Genomic DNA, 24,263 nt, shown 5'->3' on the forward strand with positions numbered 1-24,263 from the left:
AACAAAAAGCTCCCCCAAGGGAGCTTAGCGCACAAGCTCACGTCCATCATTATACGGGAGCCTCGTATGTTATTCAATCCATCCAGCCTGCAAATCCAATCATTTACTTACAACAACCGGGAGCTTAAGCGGAGATCTCGGCACGATCCATCTCGTTCCATGGCCCATCGCCCCAATCGCCTATCCATCGCTAATGCTAACAGTCCACACACTGAGCCATCGGCAGCAACCATCACGCCTTACGCGCCCCGATGCCTTACGCCTCTCTACCAGCCAAACATCTCAGCCAAAAATCCGCAAATGCTGTGGCAGGACACGGAACGTGCCCGGCAGGACACCGCCGAACTCGCCGTCCAGGTTCAGCTGAACCGGTCCCGGGGAGACGACCTCCATATAGTCGGTGCGGAAATGCACGACACGCTTGTCGTTGATATGCTCGCCGCGAAGAGCTAGCGTAGCCACGCGTACGAACTCCGCCAGATTACACTTGCGCAGGGCAATGACGTCGAACAAGCCGTCATCAATGCTCGCGCCCGGCGCGATTTTGTCGAAGCCGCCGACCGAGTTGCTGTTCGCAATGAGGAACACCATGAATTCGTCATGGATCGCCGGATGACCGCTGGCGTTGATGATGAGCTCCTGCGGCGCGAGGCTGACCATTTTCTCGATCCCCTTCAAATAATACGCCAGCTGCCCGATCATCGTCTTCAGCTTGCTTGGCACCTCATATGTGAGCTCGGTCAGCGTACCGCCGCCCGCGATATTGATGAAGTAACGATCATTGGCTTTGCCCACGTCAATCGGACGCGTCTCGCCCCGAATGACCAGATCGCAGTACTCCTCCCAGTTCTTCGAGATGCCGAGCGCCCGCGCAAAATCGTTTGTGGTGCCCAGCGGGAAAATACCGAGCGGCGGGAGGTTATCCCTGCCGGCCATCCCGTTGATGACCTCATTGAGCGTACCGTCTCCGCCGGCTGCGATCACAAGATCGTATCCGCGTTCGACGGCATCTGCCGCTTCACGGGTCGCATCCCCCTCTCCGGTTGTTGCATGACAGGAGGTTTCGATGCCAGCACTGTCCAGACGGTGCAATATATCAGCAAGCCGACGCTTCATTTCCTCCCGGCCGGAGGTTGGGTTATAGATTAACCTTGCATTTCTCATTAACGATACGCCACCTACTTATGATTTCAAGGATAGAAGAAGAAGTTTGGCCTGCGACTCCATCCACTGCGGGAGCAGCGGATGCGGAAGCAAGGTTCTGCCGGAATATCGGCATTCAAGCCCCTCGAGCCGATCGGGTATAACCTTCTCCGTAAAATACCCCTCACTTAAAAAAAGCGGAGCTACGATCACATCGCAGCCGCGCTCCATCCATGCTGTCACCTTGTCCCGAACATCGCCGGGACTGAGTAAAGCATAATCTGCGCTAGTTCCGCTTACCTCGCTAACTCGCTGTGCCAAAGAGTTAATACCCTTTTCCCAGCGGCTGCGAAACAGATCATGCCGGCTGCCATGTCCGACAAGGAGAATAACCTCCTTCGCCGGGTTCACGGACAGCTCTTTTACTTTATCCCATACCATGGCCGCAATCTCTGGGGCGTCGTCCATCGGCGTACCAAAATGAACCCGGGACTGGACCCGAAACGGCGCCAGGTCCGTCTCCATGTCCGGAACGGCCTTCGCTCCTATAGCATAAGCTATTTCATCGACATGTGTGCTGCCGGACGAGACAAATAGCGGAATGACCACAATGTCGGTGACACCCTGGTCTTCCAAGGCCGTGATGCCGTCCTGAATCAGACGGCCCTCTACCAATTCCAGGTACGAAGAGACGACCGGTATATCCATATGAGAGGCCAATCTGTGGACGGCTTCGTCCACAAGCGACACCCATTTCTGTTCACGTGAACCATGACTGATAACCAGCACACCCGGTTTCGTCATATCTTAACGTCCTAAACGCTCCAGCGTCATTTTATATCCGTCATTGCCGTAGTTCAGGCAGCGCTTCACGCGCGAAATCGTTGCGGTGCTGGCTCCCGTTTCTGCTTCAATCTGGTTGTATGTGCATCCCTTGCCCAGCATGCGCGCCACTTCCAGCCGCTGCGACAAGGACTGAATTTCGTTAACGGTGCAGAGATCATCGAAGAATACATAGCACTCTTCCACACTGCCCAGGGTTAATATCGCTTCGAATAATTGATCGATGCTTTTATCATTTAGCTTCTTTAATTGCACTGGATGATCATCCCCTATTGTTACTGTGTATAACACTCGCACTCCCATTGTACCCGAGCGGATATAGTATTTTCAAGCATTAACGATTTCACGCACTACAGGACAACCATTACCCAGGGGCAGCATCCCTTATACACGCTCACATTTCACGCTTCAGTGCTCGCCAAAATCTTCCTAGGCGATCGCCCGATTCCGCTCCTATCCCGAAAATCGGGACATCCGCCTAAACCCATCGCCCGCCCGTATCATACAGTATAGTATCTTAACTCAAAAAGGAAAGTGATATCATGACGCGTCATTCTCACTATTATCACCGTCGACCCACTAACAACCAGCGTTCGCTTAATGAATATGAATCACTGCCGCAGGCGCCATCGCCATACCCTGGCATCACGCCATACAGCGATTATCCGGAAGTCGGTGAAACCGCGTTATATCCATATACCGACGGTATAACGGACATGGAGGCTTCGGCTTCGGCTCTGGCTCCCTCCACGAATTCCGGCGGCGGCGGTCTGGCTGGTCTCCTCGGCGGAGGAGGCGGCAGCGGCGGTGGGGGCGGATTAGGCAAGCTCCTCGGCGGGCTCGGGGTCAACAATATGAGCGATATCAAGGGCCTCATCGACCGGATGGGGGGCATCGACGGCATCGTCAACAACATTGGCAAAATACAAAAGGTCATGCAGGGCTTCCAGCAGCTTGCGCCTATGGTCTCTCTGCTTGCAGGCGCACTGAGCAAGAAGAAAAGCGGGGGCGGAAGCGGTTCCTCTCCAAGCGCATTTACGGACCAAAATGAAGACGGCAACGAATATAAACCGAGAAGACGCCGTTCCTCGGGAAGCCGGCGCCGCTCCGGTTCGCGCAAAACATCCGGTAAAGGCAGACGTCGCCGTTGACCTATGTAAATCGGTAGACTTTAAACCTTTGCCATGAATTTCAGAAACACCGCAGCCTGTGATCATCGAAGGATATCTGACACGATTGGTTTAGCAGATACGTTTGAAGCTCACCATGGGCGGGATCATCCGAACCATCATACATCATGCAGCAGGCTCCAGTCGGTTACCCTAGACTGGAGCCATATCCTTTTCATCAACACTATGATATCCTCATCAGCGCGTCCAGTCCTCTTCGGGGCCGGCTTCTTTATTCTCGACGTTTTCGAGTGATTTTAACCGGAACCAATAGGAGCCGCGCAGACCGGAACGCAGCAGCATCATAATGCTGCCCATCAGATACAGAACGGTCGCAATCTCGCTGATGACCATGCCCACCTCATAGCGGTTCGTCACGGCGAGCTTTCGTTTTCGTTTCCATGCCAATCGAAGCATCCGGCGCAGCAGCCGGGAACGCAAAGGCTCATCTGGTTGACGCGATGAACGCTTCTTGGGATGTGGTCTGAGCCTGAGTTTCATATGCAGTCCCTCCTCTGCAAGCCTTTACCCCTTACGGAGGAACAAGAAACCCCAACGATTTAGCATCGGCCTTGTGGTGTGGGACAACCTTCTCCCATTTTAGATAACCGGGACCTCTCTATTTAAACCAGCCTCTACGCATAAACCACAACACCATGCCGCCGCCGAGCACAAACATGAGGATCAGCACGAAGAAGTATCCGTAATGCCACTCCAGCTCCGGCATGTTCTGAAAATTCATCCCATATATCCCGGCAATCAGGGTGAGCGGCATGAAGATGGTCGTGATCACCGTTAGTGTCTTCATGATGGTATTCATCCGGTTCGAATTCACCGATATGTAGCTGTCCCGAAGATCCGCCGTCATCTCGCGGTCGGCCTCGATCATGTCCGCCAGCTTCAGCAGATGGTCGTAGATGTCGGAAAAATAAGCATGGTGCGCGTGGTGCTGCAAATGCTGCGAGTTCACGATCCGGTACAGCAGATCCCGCATCGGCACGACCGTCCGCCGCAGGCGAAGCAGCCTCGAACGCAGCGCGAATACCTGATTCATTAGATCCTCGACTGAATCCTTCTCCCCCTGGCTTTCCAGCTCGGCCAGCTCATCCTCGATGGCAAACAAGCTTGGGAAGTACTGATCTACCAGCTTATCCATGATTGTATAAGCCGTGAAGCTCGGACCATCCTGGCCCAGCGGACCCTTACCAGCGACCGAGGCAACACGTTCCCAAGCATCATTCATTTCGGGCAGTGCCTTCTGGTGGAAGGAGACAATAAACGAAGGTGCAAGAAACAGATCCACCTCAACGGCTTGCAGGGTATCCTGCTGTAGGGCATGGAGGACAAAAAACTGCATCTGTTCGTAATAATCCAGCTTCGGCCGCTGCAGGATGTGCAGGCAATCCTCCACCGCCAGCGGGTGAAAGTGAAAATAACTTTCCAGCTTCCGCGCTTCCTCTGGTGTCGGCTCACTGAAATCGGCCCAGATCCAGGCATAATCCTCGATTCGAATCTCTTCAAGTGGAAGCCCGATTACCGCTTCATAGCTTGGCGTAATAGCTAACGTGCGAATCATGACAAGCTCTCCTTCCTTTGCACCTTCGGTTTCGTTAAACAAAAAAAGCCAATCGATTCCTGATTGGCCCCACAACTATCCATTATCTATGTGTAAGTTTTAGAAAAGAATTTTAAAGATGACTCCTGCCAGTACAGCCGTAATCGGAATCGTAATAAACCAGGTCACTACGATGCGTCCTGCCAGGGACCATTTCACGGCGGAGAAGCGTTTTGCTGAGCCTACGCCAAGAATCGCCGACGTAATGGCATGCGTCGTACTGATTGGCAAGTGAAGCAGCGTCGCCGAGAAGATGACGGATGCGGCCGAGAAGTCCGCTGCGAAGCCGTTGATCGGCTCGATTTTGAAAATTTTCGTACCCATGGTCTTGATGATTTTCCAGCCGCCCACCGAGGTTCCGAGCGCCATCGCTGTCGCTGCCGAAATTTTAACCCAGAGCGGAACTTCCATCTCCGTCAATTGACCGGAGGTAACCAGAGCAAAGGTGATAATCCCCATCGCCTTCTGTGCATCGTTGGTACCGTGCGTGAAGGATTGCAGTGCTGCCGTAAAGATCTGCATCGTACGGAAGCCTTTATTCACCGTATGCGGGCTGCGTTTCGCAAAGATGAACTTCAGCAGCTGCATGACCACATAACCGATCACAAACGCAAGAATAGGCGACAGGATCAACGCCAAGACGATATCCTTAAATCCGCCATAATTCAGCATGTCGCTTCCCGCGCCGACGAATACCGCACCGGCCAATGCCCCGATCAGGGCATGGGAAGAGGATGAAGGCAATCCGAACCACCAGGTAACCAGGTTCCAGATGATGGCTGCAAGCAATGTTGCAATAACAACCTCGATCCCGTTATCCAGCTTTGTCGGATCCGCGACACTGCCGCCGATGGTTTTGGCAACACCCGTGAACATCATCGCACCGATGAAGTTCATGCTGGCTGCAAGCAAGATGGCTACCCGGGGCTTCAAGGCCCGGGTTGATACCGACGTTGCAATGGCATTCGCCGTATCGTGGAACCCGTTGATGAAGTCAAATGCAAGCGCCAAAAAAACAACAATTACTAATACTAACATCGTTGTATCCATTGTTCAGGACTCCCTTACGAGTTGCGCATAATGATGGATTCCAGCATATTTGCCACGTCTTCGCAGGTGTCCGTGGTCGTTTCAAGACGTTCGTAAATCTCTTTTTTCTTGATCAGCAGAATCGGGTCAGAGACGGTGGCGAACAGATCCTTGATACAGATGCGCAGCAGCTCGTCGCCTTGGTTCTCCAGATCGTTCAAGCGGATCGTGTACTCACGAATAGCCAGAAGTTTCTTCTGAGAGAGCAAATGAATGGCCTTCTGAATTTCGTAAGCCGATTGACGCAAAATTTCGGCAAACTGTACCATGTACTCGTCAGGTTTCCCCAAATTGTACATATAGAAACGGGATGCAGTTGCTTCCAATCCGTCCATCACATCGTCCATGCTGGTTGTCAGGTCCATAATATCGTCGCGTTCGATTGGCGTGATAAACGTTTTGTTGAGCTCAGTAATGATGGTATGCGTATAGGTATCACACTGGGACTCGTATTTTTTCATTTCATTGGCAAATTCAAGCACATCTTGAAGATTGGAAACGTGCTGCGAAAAATAATCTGCGGCTTGTACCACCGTATCGGCCATATTCTCCAGCGTTTGGAAGAATATATCCTTCTTCTTCAATTTCATACTCTTAACCCCTTTTTTCGATAAATTGCCGCGAACGCCCTCAAAAGATAGACAACCTTGACTATCTTATCACATCCATGGCAGGGTGTGTATAGAAAAGTAACACTCAAAAATGTAAGGAACTAACAAAAAAGAAGATGCATGGATATCGTTTCATTTCCCTTGCCTATTAACATCTCCGTAGACGTGCAAATTATCCCGACAGAGCATCCTTCATCCACTTCTAATGTATCAAGAATTCGTGATCGTCACATGGCTTTCAAAAGAAGGCGAATTCGGCACAATGTTGAAATACGTCGTTCCCGGTACCAACGGCACTTCTTTGCCGTCCTTCACAAAACGGATCGCATCGCCCGCTGCGCGTACCCACTGCCCCTCGATGACTTCTCCGCGCTGGAACAGCATCGCTTTCCCGCCCGCTTCGACATTCACGGCAAGCCGGCCCACATCATCCAGCACTTTATGATCAGCCCCGAGCACGATTACATTCGCGGCCTCCAGCTGTACGTTATCGTTGAGATCCACATGCGGCGATCCATTGACCCACCGTTTGTACGTATTGGACGAACCGTCATACTGATAAGCCACCACATAACTGTCCAGTAAAAATTTGATTTCTACCTTCTCCCCGGGTTCACCGGAAACAACCTCCACAGTCGCCGTTCCCTCTGCACTATCGCCGCTTGCAGCGGTCGGCTCCGAATAGAACGAATATTGCGGCACCTTCACGTCGTTGCCATAGTTGAGCTTGGCTGCTCCTTCACGGAGCTTCTCGTCGCTGGAATACAGATTATGCGGTGCTTTGCGCTCCTTGTCTCTCCAGAAGTAGGCGCCTGCATTTCCGATCTCGTCCATATCCTGCTTGCCTTGCTGTTGGATGATGCTATAAGCTTCAGGACTGCCTCCAGCATGTACAAGCACGCCGCCGTAGCTCTCGCCTAGATTGATCAGATAAGGACGAATGCTGCGAATCGGCCCGATCTTCTCAATGCCGCTCTGGCTTTGGAATATGCCGATCAGTCGCGTGATCCCTCCCTCCGCCAGCACTTCATACACCATGTCCGCTTGTCCCAGACCCGACTGCGGCCTTGCCGCCGGTGCGTTATTGATCATAACGGCCAGCGGCCGCTGCGTCAGTGACGCTTCTAACGGCATTCCGGTCAGCGGTGCCTTATATGGAGAGGACGCTTCCTCTTGAGGCACTTCGACCGGCTGCTCGATCGGAGCCTCCACCACCGGTGCCGGAGCAGGCTCCGCCTGCTGTTTATCGCTTCCGCAGCCCGACAGCAGCAATACTGTCGCCATCGACATTAAGCTTGTCCTCCACGCGAATTTTTGGAAAGACAAAGACCCTTTGCTATGCATATGGTTTCCCCCTATGAACGCTCCCATTACTTATTACCCTAAATTTCCAACCTATTTCCCCGAAATTTCCAACCGACAATCAACTTTAGTTTACATTTAATCACAAAATCCGTGCTTTGTCTGTATCGTGATTTGTCTGTATATAGAAGGGGATACATCCAGATGAATATCAAAGGTAACCCGATTTCTTAAAGCAAGTCTTCGATGTTCCCTGAAGAAAAAGACCTGACACCGCAGGTCCTTTTCTTCTTTGCTTAGTCAAAGGCTGTATTTGGGACATATGTAATTGATCAACGTATCTGGTGGCTGGAATGTTCAAATTGGTTTTTGACAAGAACATAAATCGTCAAAACAAAAAAAAGCCGCAACTAAGCGACTTTTAAACATGTTCTTGTCTCTTTACAAATCAATAAATCCAAGGACTTCATCGTTGACTAGACTTTTTCTTTTGCTTCTTCAAAACTCATCCATTTGTACTTTAATTAAGATTTTATTGATTCAGTTGAGATGGATTCACTTTCTGAATTTGAACGATAATGTCAAATGTTTTACCTAATGATAAATCAACAGTTGTTGGGATATCTGGACCTACCATAGTTATTCCAGCGAAAACGGGATGTTGCTCGTTTAGCCAAGTTTTTGTCACTCCGCTTGCCTTACGTAAATCAACAAAAAACTGGTCGTAATTGACTTGTCCAAACGTATAGTTATAACTATTCGGGTCATCTAATTTTAATGTTCCATAGGGCCCAAATTCTTGGTTACTGTTATAAACATTGTAACGTCCCTCATAGACCGATGTTCCAATGGATACATACCGTTTTCCATAATGTTCTGCTAAATGCTGCCCAGCTACTTTAGGGTATACGAAAGGGATCATGTTTGTTTTCGAAACGTGTCCATTATGGCCCCACACGATTGTTTTTCCTACATGTTCTTCTGTCCACTTCGCATTTTCATACATGGCAATATCATGTTTCAAATAAAAGTCTTTCTGGTTATCAGGATATGCGGCTGCCATTGTCGTAAATTGCTCGATAATACGTGCATTTTGTTTGATCCATGCGAACTCTTGGGATTTTCCATTCAGCTTACTTTTATTTTGTTCTAATAAAGCACTGATTTGTTTCGCATCTGAAACATATTGCTCTTTATTTTCTTTCTTAAGGCCGCCATAGGTATCTATATCCTTTGTTACAGGAATAAGGCCTTTCATCTTTTTTTCGAAACGTGTTGCAAGTTTTGGGTTATGTTTCTTTACATACTCTATGATATTGTTATACACATTCTCGTTTACTGTTTGTATATCCATCCCGATGATCCGTATTTTGGATTTATGCTTTGGATCAGCATTATATTGGCGTATCCATTGAAGTAGATCTATGATTTCTTTCGTATTAAATACAGGCGATAGATATTGGCTTGGGTCCCCTTTACCCGTAAGAACATAGCGATCGAGTCCCAATGCTCTGTCCCATCCCTCTTCTAACACTAAGGCGTTAAAGCCCATTCCAAGTACCAAATAATTAACAATGCGATGTTTCATGGTAAAAACTTCATGAGCTCCATGCGTCGCTTCACCTAAACCAACAATTGTAGCCGATCCTACCATATCTTAAGTGGAGTTAAATCATGAAGAGATGCTGCTGGATCCGTTGTCTTTAATGGCATTGCATGCTTTTCTAACCATTTTATCTGTTCGGCTATTTGATTAATGTTGTAGGGAGCTGTAACAGAAGCTTCTGCTTTCGGAAGTTGCATTAGTACTTCCTGTAAAACTAGTTAAAGTGATCATCGAAGCAGCAATTGCGATAACCATTTTCTTTTTCATAAAATCCTCTCCTTAAATACTTTATGATTTGGTTTGATAAGAGATATTCTAGTTCCCAAAACTCTCTTCTGTATCCTAATGCACTCGTTGTCATGTGCAACAGTGTCAAAATGTCATATGACACGCCTTCCCAAAGAAGTGACCGAATGTTACTGCCCGATATGACATACCCTCAGCCATACTGTGGGAGATCAAGCCGTTCGCTCATTGTAGGACTGCCGAAATGAAGCATGAGGACGAGCCTTATCCAATCACATCAAAAAGTCGTATTTTGTACATATGTCTGTACAAAAAAAAGACCGCCCCACTCAAGGACGGTTGATTTAATTACACTTAACTTGTTTAATGATACAAATGGAAATAAGAGGGTATTCCGATGATGGAATCCCTCTCTTCGCTTTGTCTCTGATCTCTTTCAAGGTAATTCGTTATCTGATGCAGAAGCCCTTCAATTCTGGATTCCTCAGATTTGGGAAGTTAAGCGTTCGACTTTTTATTACACATCCAGCACGAACCATGAATTCTCGCTTTCGACAGCCTGCAAAAAGGTTAGAATCCGTTCTTAGATGAAATATATTCATTGGATTGCTTAAAAACATCTTTTAACCAAACATCACCATATGGTAGATTATACAAACTGCCAGATGGTGTGTATAAATGATGAAATACTTAGGCATCTCGTTTACGGTAAAATACAATAGCTACTGTAATAAAGATAACTGTCCATAACATTGTAATACCTGTCCCTTGCATTACTGTAAGGGCATTTATTTTATCAGAGGAAGGCGGCATATACATATAAGATCCTGCCGTATCCGGAAAATAATTTTTAATACTAGGTAGGAAATCTCTCGACAATGGACTGACAATGAAATAATAACCAAGCAGTATCACTAAAGCAGGAGTGGTTCGTCTCAGTAAAGCACCTATAGCTGCACTGAGAAGTGTGGTTAATGTTAGATAGCCTGTTGCGCCTACTAATGCTTCTATCATTGTGTCTATTTCAATCACTACTGCTGTGTCCCTCATCATTATAAAAGTATATAGCACACCTGATGCAGCAATAATAAACGCCATAGGAACGGTTATAATTGCCAATGCCAAATACTTCGTGGATAGTTGAAACCCACGCCAAGGTATCGTAGTTAATGTAGTTCGAATCTGTCCACCGGTATACTCCGAACAAGCAGCTAAGATCCCAAGAATAATGAACCCTGCTTGAAGATATCCCATAGAAGAAAGTCCTATATTCAGTATACTTTGCGTCCCTGCTGCACCTTGTAGACCAACCGAAGTAAAAGCTGCGGCTAAAAGTAAATTAAGAATGAATGTACCCATAAGAGTGAGCCATGTCAATGATAATGTTACTAATTTATCCAGTTCAGCACGAAGGATTTGTGTTATCTTTCTACTAGAGGGGACACTCATGCTGCAACGTCCCTCCTATGGAATACAATAGCTGCAGCAATGAAAAGAACGACTACCCAGGCAGACATGACTAAGCCGCCTATGAACGGGGTGAGAAATCTGTCGCTCAGAAACATAAACATTTCAAGGCCAGCCCTATCCGGTAAGTATAACGCTAACTTTGTAACCTTAGAAAACAGGAAACTAAATGATACAACGGATGTATTTATGATGAGCACAGCAAGCGGAATAGTGCCATTCTTAGTTAGAACAGTAATCCCAAATGCTAAAAGAGCAGTGAATGTCCAGTAACAAACTGCACCGAGCAGTTTAGACCATTCAAATGCAGGGGTATACTCACCAAGAACTAGATGCGTGGCTGACACAGTTGTCATTATAGCAACAATACAAAGCAGTACACTGATTACTGTCACAGCGCCTGCTTTTGCCAGCAAAAAATGAAGTCTCGATGAAACAACCGTTAAACTTGTTGTAATCTGTTGTCCTCCGCCAGATTCACTGCTCTCTGTCAAATACTCGCTACTGACAGCAAGCACACCAAGAATGATGACACCTTGTACACCAAGAGCTAATCCAATATAGCCAACTTCCAATAGCCGTGTGCTGACTCCAGCTATAATATCCTCTTTTTGTGCTATACTGTCTAAGGCAGCTATGACCGCAGGGGAAAATGCTCCAATAAGAAAGGCAAGCCAAATGCCCGGCAGGGAGAACAATTTAGATAGTTCCGCGTTGAATGCTCTCATACAACATCACCTGCATGTTCAGATGTCCGGGCAAAAAAAGCTTTCTCCAGCGTGGAATGGTTACCTATTACTTCATCCAATGTTCCATCTGCAACGATTGTTCCATGCTTAATAATGACCACATCATCAACAGTCTCTGCAAGCTCTCCTATTAAATGACTGGATAGTAACACCGTGTTGCCAGACTCAGCACGTTCACGTAAAAATGTCCGGATCCAACGAATTCCTTCCGGGTCGAGCCCATTTACTGGTTCATCTAGAACCAATATTTGGGGATCACCCAGTAGTGCAGCCGCCATTCCAAGTCTTCTCCCCATGCCAAGCGAATAATTCCCAACTCTTTTGTCAGCTGCATTAGTAAGACCCACTATTTCCAGAACTTCCTCGACACGTGAACTTGGCAATCCTGCGGCACGAGCAATCCAACGTAAATGCGCCCTTCCTGTTCGCCTACGATGAGCTCCAGATCCATCCAGTGCGGCACCTACTGTTGCTAGAGGATTATGTAATTCTGCGAATGGCTTGCCATTAATGAGTGCACTTCCTGAGGTGGCACGATCTAATCCAAGCAGGATGCGTAATGTAGAACTTTTCCCTGCCCCATTCGGACCTAAAAAACCAGTCACTCTACCAGGTATCGCTTTAAAACTGATACCTGATAAGATTTGTTGAGTTCCGCGATATTTGACTAAGTTATTAATGGTAAGCAACCATAACACTTCCTTTCCGTTATGGTTCCAATTATATAGAAGCAAAGTTACATCACAGCTATCATGTGGTTTACTTCTGGATTACCTTTAGGTTAAGCCCTTGCAATAGCTACACTTGTGCCATTTTCATTTGATGTAAAGTTCGCTTTCAGATTCATTTTTTTCAACATATAATTACAAGTCGATAAACCAATCCCCGCCCCACGCTCATAGGAAGAGTTATCCAAACCTGGACCTCTGTCTGCAATAATGATCTGTTCTTTTTCTACATCAACCACAATGTTTGCATATTTTCCCTCTGCTGCATGGCGAAGAATATTCTGAAATAAATTATCCAAAACCCGTGTCATCCAATTAGGATCTGCTTCCCAGTAAAAAGTCTCCTCTGCCGGTAAATCAACATCGAGCTGAATTTCTTTATCTTCAAACACAGGATACCACGCAGCAACAGATGCTCTTACTAAACGTACAATATCTGTTGGAACGGGCCCAAAAGGATGTTTCCCTGATGTAAGCAATGTATAGGACAGTAAATCATCCATTAGATCTCCGACTCTTGTAATCGTATGGTTAATCTCTGTTAACGAGTTTTGTCCTTCGAAACTCATGGATTCTTTATTTAAACTGGTGACATGTCCTCTCAAAATGGTAAGTGGCGTTCGTAAGTCGTGAGATAAATTCGCAATGAGTCGATGTCGTAATAATTCCTCTTCAAATGCTCGCTTGCGACTGTCTTCAAGCTGCTGAATCATCCAATTAAAAGAAATTCCTAACTGGTCTATCTCATCCATGCGATCCGATTGAACAGATATGGGTTTAGGAAATGAATTATTTTTAGCTGAAAATGACATGACTTCCTGTAAGCGGGCGAGACGTTTTTGAAGTTTCAAGAAGAATAGCCAAGATAATATAACAAATGCTACAATAATAAAACCAAACAAAAGTACGGTAACGTAAAATAGATTTAACGTGTTCAGAACTTTTTCATTCATATCAGAAATCCCAAAAAACGCACTGAAGAAAATAAGTGAAATGGGAGGAAAAAAGATAAATAGAAAATGCACTTTTAGAAAACGATGAAATAATGATCTATTCTGTTTCATAGTTTCACCCGATAGCCTATTCCCTTCAACGTTTCAATAATCTCTGAGGAATCCGGATGACGTTCTAATTTTTGTCGCAGTCGATGGATATGCACCATTAATGTTTTATCACCAGTTATATAAGCTTCTTCCCAAATAGCTTCATAAATTTGTTCTTTTGTTAAAACTTGATTAGGGTGGCGTAAGAAGTACATTAAGATTTGATGCTGTTTCCCTGTTAATATAATTTCTTCTCCTGTGCGTTTGTCAAATATCATTTGAGCTTCTGGATCTACTTCAATCTGATTTCCTAATGAAATGCGTTCGGATTTTGTTCCACCATTACGACGGATTAATACTTCTAATCTTGCAACTAATTCATCTGTATGGAATGGTTTCGTTAAGTAGTCATCAGCAAATTGTAAACCATCTACTTTATCATCTATCGATGTTCGAGCAGTTAACAGCAAAATAGGAACAGCAGGAGCTGCCTTCTTTAATCGTCTTCCCACAGTAAATCCGTCTAAACCGGGTAACATGATATCCAGTATAACGATTTCATGCTGATTGACTTCTCTTTCGGCTCCTTCACCAGTTAGCAGCCACTGAACTGAAAACCCTCGCTGTTCCAATTCTTCCTTTACCCAACTGCCTATTTTCTCATTATCTTCAATATATAATACGTTTCTTTTCAAGTAACATCCCACTCCTCGTTCCATACTTTTTCATATATTATCATAATTGGGTTCCGAAATATGAAACTCGTACCAAAAAACAGGCATTATCGGAGTATTGGACGAGCTGCCTCCTGAAATGTAGACAGCTTGATCCTGAACGGCAACATGAAGAAGGAGCAGATGCCACAAGCAAAATGCTCCTTTATTTTGTTAAACTATTCTGCCCGTTAGCTTAAAAAAGGCAACCGATTGAAATGACCGGCTGCCTTTCTATCTTTATTCAACTAAAGTTTCCCGTTAGTTCAATATCCTAGCATAAGTAGTCGTAAAAGATTAAAACAAAAATTAACGTGAATAATCTAATGTCCTGATGGTACTATCTCCCACCTCAAATGTACTTTTCATAAGTCTCATGTGTGCAGGATTGCCTAACGGGCTAGCGATTTGCATTGGCAATATTTACTCATTAAACTGTGTTCTCATCTTTGTTAAAGTGGATAAGCATTATGAAGAAAAAGACGGGAGTTTTAATAGACATGAACGTTCTCACCAAATCCATCATTGGTCTGCTTTGCGTGACGACATTAGCGGGCACGTATTTCAGTTATACGGAGCATCAGAATAATCGGCAATGGGAGCAGCAACAACAGCACAATACGCAATACTGGTCGCATATGCAATCGATCTACCTGCGTGATTTCGACTATGCGCTTGCGGAGTCCCTTGCGGCATCTACGATTTCAGATCGGCAAGCAGCACTTCAATCTGCGATTGAAAATGCCAATTTTATCTTGCAATCTGTAAGGATCGGATCCGTTACAATGAACTTTCAATCTTGGTCATATGAGTCGTTTATCACGGACGGCAGCCGCTACTTGGCCTATCCTGCCAGCGAGAAGGAAATTTCGCTTAACCCGGATCAATTAGAACAAATTCAGCGTTTGAGAACGTTCGCGAGGACCGCCCTACCGTATCTCGATCAGATGAGAAAGAAAGCTGTTGATTCCTCTATATCAGATATACAACAGATATCAACTGAAATGGAAGAGGCTTTGTCTCAACTCGACTCGGTCTCCACCTATGGAAATAAAGCCTTTAACGAGTTCCTGTACAACCAGAATCCTTACATACCTCCGAAGCCAGGAACCGTTTTCGCCGGTGAAACCACTTATACGGCTACGGAGCTTGCGGCCAAAGCGAAAATTTTCATGGGCGAGGCTTGGAATAAAGGAGCAGGTAAGCAAATCGTCCACATCTCTGGCGGGAGAGCCCCCAATTCGGAGAAGTCATGGATTTCAAGTTATCGGACACCGATGGAAAATCAACCAGCTCCTATATTGCAACACTAAGTAAAAGCGGACACGTGCTCCAAGTGAGACGCAAGGGCTCGATCTCTGAAAAAGGAGATGTAGAGCAATCTATGGACTTAAAGCAGGTTGTCGCGGTTGCGGACACCTGGATGGCTCGCTGGTCTGACGAACGTCTGACATTAGTAGCTAAAGAGATAAAAGATACCTCCATTTATCTCACGTATATTCCGGTCCGGGAGCAAGTTTCCATTCCGCAGATGAAAGTCGTATGGCGATTTGATCACCGTACCGGTGCGTTGAAGAGCTTTGATGCGTCTAATTATTATTCCCATTACAATAAAACCTTCCCCGTTCACCCGAAGCTGACAGCGGATCAAGCCTCCGCGAAGCTTGGCCCAAAAGTAACCCCCTCGGGCAAGCCAAAGCTGGAAATCCACAACAGCAAGCTCGTATACGCATTTCCCGTCACTGGGATCGGAGGCGTTTCTCACGTATACGTAAACGCCCGCACAGGCGCTGGCGAAGGCATTAATTACAACCTGTAACCACAACAAATTTAGGCAGCCCCACGAACATCCTCGCTGCGGGCTGCCTAGATTTTGCGTGGCAACGTTGGGTCACCACTTCCTTTTTAGTTTTTTTACGTTTCTCCGTGACTAAAATTAAACTAACCTGCCCATTAGCTTAATGAAAAATGGAGCAGCTGCCAACCGGAAAACTGCTCCTTGCCTTTATTGGACTAACGTTCCCAGTTAGTTCAATTGGTTGGGGGGTTATAAATTGAAAGATTCCAATCAAGATGAGCAAAGTCACGAGTACTGTTATAAAAGTTAAGCTCAACCTCAATATATTAGATGACTGAAGTTGTTTGTTCTGAACTTGCTTTTCCAGAAAGCCAATACGTTTTTTAAGCTCCTGAATCTCTTTCTCCATTGGTAATCCTCACTTAATACCACATAGCTGAATTGTCTTTACGCTTTGCTTTTTCGGGGTTTAAAAAAAGTGGAGTGGCATCGTGTAAAATTTTTTTAAAATGTTGTGGCTTTTTACCTCCCTTCGGTGTCTAATGAATTGTAAGTTCAGGAGGAGGTACTACTGGTGTCACGAGCTCAAGACAAAAAGAAAATCCCTGTTCTTCCGGAGAAGCAGGAGCACATCCAGCATTTCGAAGCCATTTATAATCAATATCGAGATAGAATTCGAAATTATATTGCAGTAAAGACAAATTCGGCAACTGCCGATGACTTAACGCAACAAGCTTTTTTAAAAGCAATGGAAAACTTTCACTTGTTTAAGTGTAACTCCAGTATATTTACTTGGCTATTCAAAATCGCGCAAAATATTGTGAAAAACGAGTATCGTACGAGATCACGAAATAAAGAAATGGTGCACGAAGTAATCGATTTTCAGTCCCAATCGATATCCCTCGATATTGCTAGAGATGTCGATATCCGTCTTGATATTAGTGCTGCATTAGCCCGATTGAATGAATTAGATCAGCAAATCATATCATTGCGTTTTTTCGTCGATTGCACTTTATTGGAAATATCCAAAATCATCGGGATGCCTGAAAGCGCAGTCAAGAACAGACTCTATCGTGCCTTAAACAAACTAAAAAAAGAATTAAAAGAATGGGGTGACATTACAATCATGTCTATTAAAGAATTGATATCAATTGTGGATAAAAGCGAGGCTCCCTCCAAGAATGATGGTATGAACAAGGTATACCATGACTTATTTGAAGAGTTGAAAAGCAATGTAGATCGAATTATTACAACCTATCGTCATCGACCTTCTCAGAAAATCGCTATTGAGATCTATCCGGATCTGCCCACTTTTCATCAAGCAATAAACGAGCCGGATGCGCCCAATTGGTTTATGGGAACCTATGAAGACAATAAAATTAAAATCGTATCCCCACTCAACCCAGGCCCTGAACATACGTATCAATCGGTACTACGGCACACTATAAGCTTGTTTACGATGTGGTTAGTGAAGGATATTAATCCGTTGGCACCGAAATGGCTTACACACGGTCTCGGCGGGCATGAAGCCAAACAAATGTCACAAGAATATATCCAGTATAGCACCTCCGAATCGATTCAAAATAACGCTGTCCCTAGCTTTCAAGCATTAACTAATGATACCTGGGATTTCGAGAAGATAGGGGGATATGGATTCTCGCACTTGCTCGTAGAATATCTCATCCATTCATACAGTTTAGATGCGCTCAACAAATTCATACGCGATGCCACTGATTTTCAAGGCGCATTTCAAGTATCGGAAGCTGAGCTGCACGGGATGTGGGTGCAATATTTAAAATCTAGGCTATGTTAAATTTTGATACTAGTATTTGACCATAACTCAACAGTACACTATACATTGTTCTATCTAGTACAGCCTTATAGCCCCAATCATTAAACTAACCTGCCCGTTAGCTTAATGAAAAATGGAGCAGCTGCCAACCGGCAAACTGCTCCATGATGTTTTAAACTAACGTTTCCCGTTAGTTCAATAAACTAAAGAGAAGTCGCCATACGAAGCCACTCCTCCATGATAATTATCTTGTGCTTACCCTTTCTTTATTAATCCAATAAAGCTTATAGCCATTCCAAGGAGAATTGTAATGTAAAATAAGCTTGGATAATGACTTTGAAAATCTACAATCGTTGAAAAGATAAATCCAAGCAAAATAAATTCAAAACCAATGAACATGATTTTTCTATCTGTTAAGTTTATTCTAAATAAGATAGCCGCCACCAAGCCCGCGACAATAACGATAAGTATTGATATAAAAATATCAAGTTAGCACCGCTACTAAACCTTTGCGTTCAGATCGCCGTAGGTGATGGTATCGGTGGAGAAATAAGCAGGATTTTGACCGTATGGATGGAGGAGACCCAGGTGTCCCACCTAAATTCTCATGTGAACAGTGTGGAGGAGAAATGTACCCGGAGCATTAAAAAGGAGTGCATGGGTACGAATACAGTGTTTCGGATATCCTCAAAAGGAAAGTCAGGGCAAAATTCCCTGACGGTTTTTCTTATCATGACCTACGCAGTTCAAGTCAGTAACTGGTAATTAGTTTTCAGTCCGTCAGCATCACGCCATGTTGCCGAAAGACGGTTTTCCCGCAAGCTCGTAGTTGTTTTCCTGATCAATCTTATCTTGCCGGAAGATAAGTCAGAACAACGACACCTGAACCGAATGTCTTTGTTTCCGCCAGTTTCAGCACTTTCTTATCGATCCCTTCTCCAAAGAGACGTTTTCCGTTTCCAAGCACAACTGGGAAAACCATGAGCCGATATTCGTCGATGAGGTCAAGCTGCATCAGCGTTTGAACGAGCGCGCAGCTGCCAAATACCAAGATATCCTTACCAGGCTGCTGCTTCAGCTTGGATATTTCCTCCGTGATATTGCCCTTGATCAGCGAAGAATTGTTCCATTCCACTTTTTCCAGAGTTGTTGAAATCACGTGCTTGGGGTAACCGTTCATCATCCGGCCATATTCCCCTTCCTGCTCGATCAAATTAGGCCAAGCCGCTGCAAAATTAACATACGTTTCGCGTCCAAGCAGAAGAGCGTCGCTTGCTTTCAGTTCATCGAACTTGAATTGCTTTGTTTCCTCACTACGGAATTGGATCGTCCACTGCGGATTCTCCATGACGCCATCCAGCGATACAAACTCAGATACAACTACTTTTCTCATTTTCATTCTCCTTTTTTTTCAATACTATCCGTCTGTCTGATTGTACGATAGCGCGAGTAATGCTGACATGTACCAGGTATTGTCGCAATAAACAAGCCCAGCATCAGTCCCGCGAAGATAAGTCCCAATTTTTTTTTATTTCCACGACTTGGTTAATCCTTCCGCACTTGCATTTTTCGTTGTTCACGAACTATATTTTAGCTTGAGACATGTGAACAGATTTCTCATGGATTGCTATTCCCGAATATTTGGATACGATACTTAAACATTTTTCTCTTTTTGAATATCAATTTAGCACGCTACTAAACCTTTGCGGTCTAGAAGTTGCAATAGTTACGCTAAACTGCCCGTTAGTTTAATAAATGGGCATCTGCCGCCGTCGATGAAATCATATCGGGAATGTAACCATGTTCTTGTCATCATTCGGGAATGTTTTTGTCGCCCGACATTTAAATTAAGGTCTTCCATAGATCAGTCTATTTTTTTTATATTTTCCATGACCTTTTCCTGTTTCTAGGTGTTTATACTATTAGATCCACAATTAATAAGGTTCAAAATACAAAAATGTGAGGATTTATTATGTTAAAGAAAATCATGAGGCTGGCTTTGACACCATTACTTGTTATGGGACTTACTCTTAGCGGAGTTGGTATGGCATTCGCAGCGCCTGAAGAAGGATTATCCGATCTTCAAATTCGAGAAAAGTTGGATGAAATTAACGATCGTTATGAGGTCGGAGAAGAGTTTACTGAGGAGGATGCGAGTTTTGTGAAGGAGCATGCTACTTCGGTCTCTAAAAAGAGTGTACAGCCCAGCCTATGGCAGAAGGTAATAAAACTTTTCCTGATTCACTTGGTGTTGTAGATGAATTTGGATTTATCAAATATAACACCGACCCTTTTGGAGAGTCTTTTAATGGTCTCATTAATGCCCAGACTTCTGACCTCAGTAAACGTAGCAGTATTGGAGTGCTATGGAGGCCTTAAAAAGGAAATAAACGAAAAATATAAAAAAAGGTGCCCATAGTCAGGGCGCCTTTTTTTGGCAAAGATAACTCCTATTATTTTAGGAGCAACCACACATCAATGACAAGGCTTGTTAAAGCCAAGAGGTCACCGATCGTGACGGTTCCTTCGAGTTCTCATCGCCGGCCTCCTTTTCCCCTCGTTATTCCGTGTGCCCGGAACCCTGCGTACTGACATATATTCATGTATCATAACCTTCATACATACTGCCTCCTAAAAAAAGAAATCATTTTAAGGACTGTTTCATTCTTCTTAGCGTTTCCATATCTCCGCTTACAATCGCGCCAATATACTGGTTAATGAGATCGATATCGAAGTCCCACCATTTAATCTCCAAAAGTTCTTGAATGGCTTCTTGTGAATAACGTTGCTTTATTTCCCTAGCAGGATTACCACCGACAATGGTATAGGGTTTAACATCCTTCACGACCACAGCTTCCGCGCTGATGATAGATCCGTCGCCGATTCGCACCCCCGGCATAATCGTGGCGCGTCTGCCAATCCAGACATCGTTACCAACAACCGTATCTCCTTTTATCGACAATTGATTTAGAGAAGGGGTGTGTTTCTCCCACCCATGTCCGAAAATATTAAACGGAAAAGTTGACCCATCCATCCTGTGATTGCCGCCATCCATAAGAAATCTGACTTCAGGAGCGATCGAACAGAACTTCCCAATGATCAACTTGGTCCCGATGACCTCATAATGGTACAATACTTGATCTTCGAACAGCTCTTCGTTTAATGCATCGTAATAGGAATAGTCCCCTACCATAATGTTAGGCTTTGTGATTGTGTTCTTAATAAACTGTAAGTTACGATTCCCCGGTATCGGATACTTTTCATTGGGATTTGGACCTAACATAAGCATGCTCTCCTTTACGACTATTCTTATTCCTTAATCCGTCGAATCCCTCGCGCGATTTGTTCCCTCTCATATTCGCTCAGCGAATATAGTACAGGTGCCCTAGGAATGTCGAACTTCAGATGAGAATGAGGGATTTCCGTCAATAAAGTTCCAATGGGCTGTTGACCATTCTTACTACGTATCACGTTCCAGAAAATTCTAGACCTATTTTCCTCGGTTCCCCATTTTTCAAGCGAATTGCGAAATAGCAAACATTTCCCGATGATGAAATCATGCTCCTTGAGGGGCTCGGTTGCTTCGAACCCAGCGTCTTCAAGGCTCTCAAATAGTGCGGGAATCAAATGGTCCAAATAGCGCCCATAGGCAGCATCCTCGATTTCACGAAAAGCGATCGTTAACTCATCAAACATCGAATCGTATAGTGTTTTCCATACCGATTGAATATATTGATTACCTGCCACACGAATCTCCTCAATGGTCATGTCCGAACGCAATACTGGTTTTACTGTCATATAAACTCCTCCTTGAATTGGATTATTTTCATCATACAACATGAAAGCCAATTGGAAGGTTTAGGAGGTGAATATGAAGGAAATCAATAAAAAATCCAGAATTACATTACAATGGTTTTAATGTTGTGCATTTTTAAGAAGGTGGGATAACATGAGCTTTCGACCAAAAAGACTGGCAGAGAAATACGGGTTAAGTAGCAGCACTCTACGGAACTACGAAGCGAAGGGGTTGATACCTCCTGCAGATCGATCTTCAAATGGATATCGGATGTACACAGAACGGCATGAAGCTTATCTGGCATGTATTCAAGCCATGGCTGCCGCATTCGGTATGGAAGTAACGAGCGAGGTAATGCATTGTCTTGGGCGAAATGAGTTGGATGACGCATTGTGGATCATCAGGGATCGAGAGGTTATGCTGCATCGGGAAAAAGTAAGTTTGGATCAACTGGTAAGGGAGTTGAAATCGTGTTCTGAAGGTAGTCGAGCTAACGACGGTAACCAATATTTCAGCATCCACGAGGTTTCCAGACGAACGGGGGCTCCTAAGTCGGCAATCCGTTACTGGGAGCAGAGCGGCCTGTTCACTGCTAAGCGAGACCCTGATAACGATTACCGTCTTTATAATGAATCGCATCTCTTTAAAATTAGGATGATTCAGGTACTGCAGAGCTCCGTTTATTCCGAGGAAACCGTGAACTTAAAACAATCCATTGCACGCTTAGAGCTAGAGAACATCGAGCATGCGATGAAGCTTTCTGAAAGTATTCAAGCTTACCTGCACAAAACGATCAAACTTCAGGCGCGAGCTATCTATTTTCTATATCGCTTGATTCAAACAACTGGCTTCTCGGAAACAATCGAGGACAATCTTTAATCCTTTCTCCTGTGCTGCCCGTTACTTTATAGGGTAGCCTGACAGCCATCCAAGCGTGCTCCTAACTAGCATCGCGCACCCAGAAATCGGTGCCCACGTTGGATATAACCCCTTCTGCGGAGCGCTCATTCCGAAATGTTCACAACTTTGTGATATTTATCACGTGTTTTGTGAATATTTTCACTTATAATAAAGGCATAGAGAAGGTGATCACTTCCCAAGGCAACAAGAACCAACAACAACGACATTAGAAACAACGTAATGACCCATTAATCCAAACAATCAAAACTCACTTAAGGAGTGGTTTATATGTTTAACAACTGGCTGAGAACAAACAAATTGGCAATGTGGCTGCTGACCATCATTCGGGTCTACATTGGTTATGAATGGCTGACGGCAGGTTGGGGTAAATTGACAGGCGGCGGATTTGACGCTGGGGGCTTCCTCCAGGGCGCGATTGCCAATGCTACCGGCGATCACCCCGCTGTACAAGGCTGGTGGGCAGCGTTCCTCGAACACGCGGCATTGCCGAGCGTGAAGCTCTTCAACGTCATCATCCCGCTCGGTGAATTCCTGGTAGGTCTCGGACTCATCCTCGGTACCTTCACCACCTTCGCCGCCCTGATGGGACTAGTTATGAACGCCGCATTCCTATTCTCGGGCACCGTGAGCACCAACGCCCAAATGCTGCTGCTTGAAGTGCTGATCATCGTCGCTGCTGCCAACGCCGGTAAAATCGGTCTCGACCGTTGGGTACTCCCTTACCTTCGTGGCCTGTGGAACAAAATGACCCACCGCGATCATGAGCCCAAAGCGCCGACAACTCATCTGAAAAAGCGCACAGCTTAACATCGTAACGATCATACAAAGACGGTGAGAACTCCGGTTCTCCACCGTCTTTTTTTCATGCCAAGAACCCATGCCAAATCCCGGCCTATGCGAATACTGTATTTAAATACAGATTTTTGCAAATATGAATAATTTGTCAGGATGCGACATTAAATAGATCGTTGCTGTTTTTTCGGCCTCCATCGCGCTTACGAATTTCAAATTTGCAAAAATCTGAAAACAAAAAAGAGAATGATTATTCATTGGAGGAGTGGTGCTGGTGTTTATTCAATGGTTGCAAACAAGCAAAATCGCAATGTGGCTGCTGACTTTCATTCGGGTGTACGTCGGGTATAAGTGGTTGACGGCAGGCTGGGGCAAGTTAACGGGGGGGTTCGATGCAAGCGGATTTATGCAGGGGGCCATCGCCAAATCCACGGGTGTGCAGCCTGCGGTTCAAGATTGGTGGGCCGTATTCCTAAAGCATGCCGCGCTGCCCGGCGTCAAATGGTTCAACGTCATCGTTCCGTTGGGCGAATTCCTCGTCGGGCTTGGCCTCATTCTCGGCACATTCACTGCGTTCGCCGCGCTGATGGGGCTCGTGATGAACGCCGCGTATCTCTTCTCCGGTTCCATCAGCATCAACGGTCAGCTCCTGCTGCTCGAATTCCTGATCATCCTCTCGGCTGCCAACAGCGGAAAGATCGGGATTGACCGCTGGCTCATGCCCTACCTCCAGGATAAATTCACGCGCAAAGCAAAAATCAGCAGTGACCCCTCCTCTCTACAGAATCAGGCGGTTTAATTTTAACAAAGAATACGAGAGTATAGGGGGCAGTATAATCA

The 24,263-nt window shown here is 45.3% G+C and carries 24 protein-coding genes and 1 pseudogene; 8 read left to right on the top strand and 17 right to left on the bottom strand.

Annotated elements, in window-relative coordinates; translation table 11 throughout:
* Nucleotides 1-282 precede the first annotated feature (282 nt).
* Genes PLA01S_RS02955 through PLA01S_RS02965 form a run of 3 tightly spaced genes read right to left on the bottom strand, consistent with a single transcriptional unit; the run spans nt 283 to nt 2,241 of the window.
* Nucleotides 283-1,164 (bottom strand): diacylglycerol kinase, encoded by an 882-nt coding sequence (locus PLA01S_RS02955; RefSeq protein ID WP_009592325.1) that lies wholly within the window; start codon nt 1,162-1,164, stop codon nt 283-285.
* An 18-nt stretch (nt 1,165-1,182) separates the two neighbouring features.
* Nucleotides 1,183-1,947 (bottom strand): sirohydrochlorin chelatase, encoded by a 765-nt coding sequence (locus PLA01S_RS02960; protein WP_127589982.1) that lies wholly within the window; start codon nt 1,945-1,947, stop codon nt 1,183-1,185.
* 3 nt (nt 1,948-1,950) lie between these two features.
* Nucleotides 1,951-2,241, bottom strand: a complete 291-nt coding sequence (locus PLA01S_RS02965; protein WP_053489879.1) for a YerC/YecD family TrpR-related protein — start codon at nt 2,239-2,241, stop codon at nt 1,951-1,953.
* Between the two features lie 287 nt (nt 2,242-2,528).
* Between PLA01S_RS02965 and PLA01S_RS02970 the strand changes: the two genes are divergently transcribed.
* Nucleotides 2,529-3,137 (top strand): hypothetical protein, encoded by a 609-nt coding sequence (locus PLA01S_RS02970; RefSeq protein WP_127589983.1) that lies wholly within the window; start codon nt 2,529-2,531, stop codon nt 3,135-3,137.
* Between the two features lie 216 nt (nt 3,138-3,353).
* Here the strand turns inward: PLA01S_RS02970 and PLA01S_RS02975 are convergent, their stop codons facing one another.
* The 11 genes and pseudogenes from PLA01S_RS02975 to PLA01S_RS03025 all read right to left on the bottom strand — a co-directional run bounded on the left by PLA01S_RS02975 (nt 3,354) and on the right by PLA01S_RS03025 (nt 14,306).
* Complete coding sequence (locus PLA01S_RS02975; protein ID WP_127589984.1) at nt 3,354-3,656, bottom strand: hypothetical protein; 303 nt, start codon at nt 3,654-3,656, stop codon at nt 3,354-3,356.
* Nucleotides 3,657-3,774: 118 nt separating this feature from the next.
* Nucleotides 3,775-4,731, bottom strand: coding sequence for a magnesium/cobalt transporter CorA (gene corA / locus PLA01S_RS02980; RefSeq protein ID WP_127589985.1), 957 nt, complete (start codon nt 4,729-4,731; stop codon nt 3,775-3,777).
* Between the two features lie 99 nt (nt 4,732-4,830).
* A complete protein-coding gene (locus PLA01S_RS02985) occupies nt 4,831-5,820 on the bottom strand; it encodes an inorganic phosphate transporter (protein ID WP_127589986.1) in 990 nt (329 codons plus the stop codon).
* A 14-nt stretch (nt 5,821-5,834) separates the two neighbouring features.
* The gene (locus PLA01S_RS02990) at nt 5,835-6,449 is read right to left on the bottom strand and encodes a DUF47 domain-containing protein (RefSeq protein WP_053489885.1); all 615 of its coding nucleotides are present in this window, start codon (nt 6,447-6,449) and stop codon (nt 5,835-5,837) included.
* Nucleotides 6,450-6,680: 231 nt separating this feature from the next.
* Nucleotides 6,681-7,760: a DUF3048 domain-containing protein gene (locus PLA01S_RS02995; protein WP_127589987.1), complete on the bottom strand. Its 1,080-nt coding sequence runs from the start codon at nt 7,758-7,760 to the stop codon at nt 6,681-6,683.
* 544 nt (nt 7,761-8,304) lie between these two features.
* Nucleotides 8,305-9,645, bottom strand: a pseudogene (locus tag PLA01S_RS03000) (erythromycin esterase family protein).
* 669 nt (nt 9,646-10,314) lie between these two features.
* Nucleotides 10,315-11,073 (bottom strand): ABC transporter permease, encoded by a 759-nt coding sequence (locus tag PLA01S_RS03005; RefSeq protein ID WP_127589988.1) that lies wholly within the window; start codon nt 11,071-11,073, stop codon nt 10,315-10,317.
* On the bottom strand, nt 11,070-11,819 hold the full coding sequence (locus tag PLA01S_RS03010; RefSeq protein ID WP_127589989.1) for an ABC transporter permease: 750 nt from the start codon (nt 11,817-11,819) through the stop codon (nt 11,070-11,072). The genes PLA01S_RS03005 and PLA01S_RS03010 overlap by 4 nt, the downstream gene beginning before the upstream one ends.
* Nucleotides 11,816-12,529: an ABC transporter ATP-binding protein gene (locus tag PLA01S_RS03015; RefSeq protein WP_127589990.1), complete on the bottom strand. Its 714-nt coding sequence runs from the start codon at nt 12,527-12,529 to the stop codon at nt 11,816-11,818. Before PLA01S_RS03015 ends, PLA01S_RS03010 begins: the two co-directional genes overlap by 4 nt.
* A 92-nt stretch (nt 12,530-12,621) precedes the next feature.
* Nucleotides 12,622-13,632: a HAMP domain-containing sensor histidine kinase gene (locus PLA01S_RS03020; RefSeq protein ID WP_127589991.1), complete on the bottom strand. Its 1,011-nt coding sequence runs from the start codon at nt 13,630-13,632 to the stop codon at nt 12,622-12,624.
* On the bottom strand, nt 13,629-14,306 hold the full coding sequence (locus tag PLA01S_RS03025) for a response regulator transcription factor (protein ID WP_076325566.1): 678 nt from the start codon (nt 14,304-14,306) through the stop codon (nt 13,629-13,631). The genes PLA01S_RS03020 and PLA01S_RS03025 overlap by 4 nt, the downstream gene beginning before the upstream one ends.
* Before the next feature lie 488 nt (nt 14,307-14,794).
* Between PLA01S_RS03025 and PLA01S_RS03030 the strand changes: the two genes are divergently transcribed.
* The 3 genes from PLA01S_RS03030 (at nt 14,795) to PLA01S_RS03040 (ending at nt 17,935) form a co-directional block, all read left to right on the top strand.
* Complete coding sequence (locus PLA01S_RS03030) at nt 14,795-15,637, top strand: hypothetical protein (protein WP_127589992.1); 843 nt, start codon at nt 14,795-14,797, stop codon at nt 15,635-15,637.
* 71 nt (nt 15,638-15,708) lie between these two features.
* Entirely contained in the window at nt 15,709-16,143 is a 435-nt protein-coding gene (locus PLA01S_RS03035; RefSeq protein WP_127589993.1) for a PepSY domain-containing protein, read from the top strand.
* Between the two features lie 553 nt (nt 16,144-16,696).
* Nucleotides 16,697-17,935, top strand: a complete 1,239-nt coding sequence (locus PLA01S_RS03040) for an RNA polymerase sigma factor (RefSeq protein ID WP_127589994.1) — start codon at nt 16,697-16,699, stop codon at nt 17,933-17,935.
* Nucleotides 17,936-18,761: 826 nt separating this feature from the next.
* Here the strand turns inward: PLA01S_RS03040 and PLA01S_RS03045 are convergent.
* On the bottom strand, nt 18,762-19,307 hold the full coding sequence (locus PLA01S_RS03045; protein ID WP_127589995.1) for a dihydrofolate reductase family protein: 546 nt from the start codon (nt 19,305-19,307) through the stop codon (nt 18,762-18,764).
* Nucleotides 19,308-19,886: 579 nt separating this feature from the next.
* Here PLA01S_RS03045 and PLA01S_RS03050 point away from each other — a divergent pair.
* Nucleotides 19,887-20,171, top strand: coding sequence for a hypothetical protein (locus PLA01S_RS03050; RefSeq protein ID WP_127589996.1), 285 nt, complete (start codon nt 19,887-19,889; stop codon nt 20,169-20,171).
* 387 nt (nt 20,172-20,558) lie between these two features.
* Here the strand turns inward: PLA01S_RS03050 and vat(I) are convergent, their stop codons facing one another.
* Both vat(I) and PLA01S_RS03060 read right to left on the bottom strand, forming a co-directional pair.
* Complete coding sequence (gene vat(I) / locus PLA01S_RS03055) at nt 20,559-21,203, bottom strand: streptogramin A O-acetyltransferase Vat(I) (protein ID WP_371860376.1); 645 nt, start codon at nt 21,201-21,203, stop codon at nt 20,559-20,561.
* A gap of 20 nt (nt 21,204-21,223) precedes the next feature.
* A complete protein-coding gene (locus PLA01S_RS03060; protein ID WP_127589998.1) occupies nt 21,224-21,712 on the bottom strand; it encodes a DUF6022 family protein in 489 nt (162 codons plus the stop codon).
* 151 nt (nt 21,713-21,863) lie between these two features.
* Here PLA01S_RS03060 and PLA01S_RS03065 point away from each other — a divergent pair, with 151 nt between their 5' ends.
* From PLA01S_RS03065 to PLA01S_RS03075, 3 genes are all read left to right on the top strand, one after another.
* Nucleotides 21,864-22,589 (top strand): MerR family transcriptional regulator, encoded by a 726-nt coding sequence (locus tag PLA01S_RS03065; protein WP_127589999.1) that lies wholly within the window; start codon nt 21,864-21,866, stop codon nt 22,587-22,589.
* Nucleotides 22,590-22,898: 309 nt separating this feature from the next.
* Nucleotides 22,899-23,438, top strand: coding sequence for a DoxX family protein (locus tag PLA01S_RS03070; protein WP_127590000.1), 540 nt, complete (start codon nt 22,899-22,901; stop codon nt 23,436-23,438).
* A gap of 259 nt (nt 23,439-23,697) precedes the next feature.
* Nucleotides 23,698-24,222 (top strand): DoxX family protein, encoded by a 525-nt coding sequence (locus PLA01S_RS03075; RefSeq protein WP_127590001.1) that lies wholly within the window; start codon nt 23,698-23,700, stop codon nt 24,220-24,222.
* The last annotated feature ends 41 nt before the right edge of the window (nt 24,223-24,263 follow it).

It is taken from the genome of Paenibacillus lautus NBRC 15380, assembly GCF_004000945.1.
GTDB classification, from domain to species: Bacteria; Bacillota; Bacilli; order Paenibacillales; family Paenibacillaceae; genus Paenibacillus_AQ; species Paenibacillus_AQ lautus.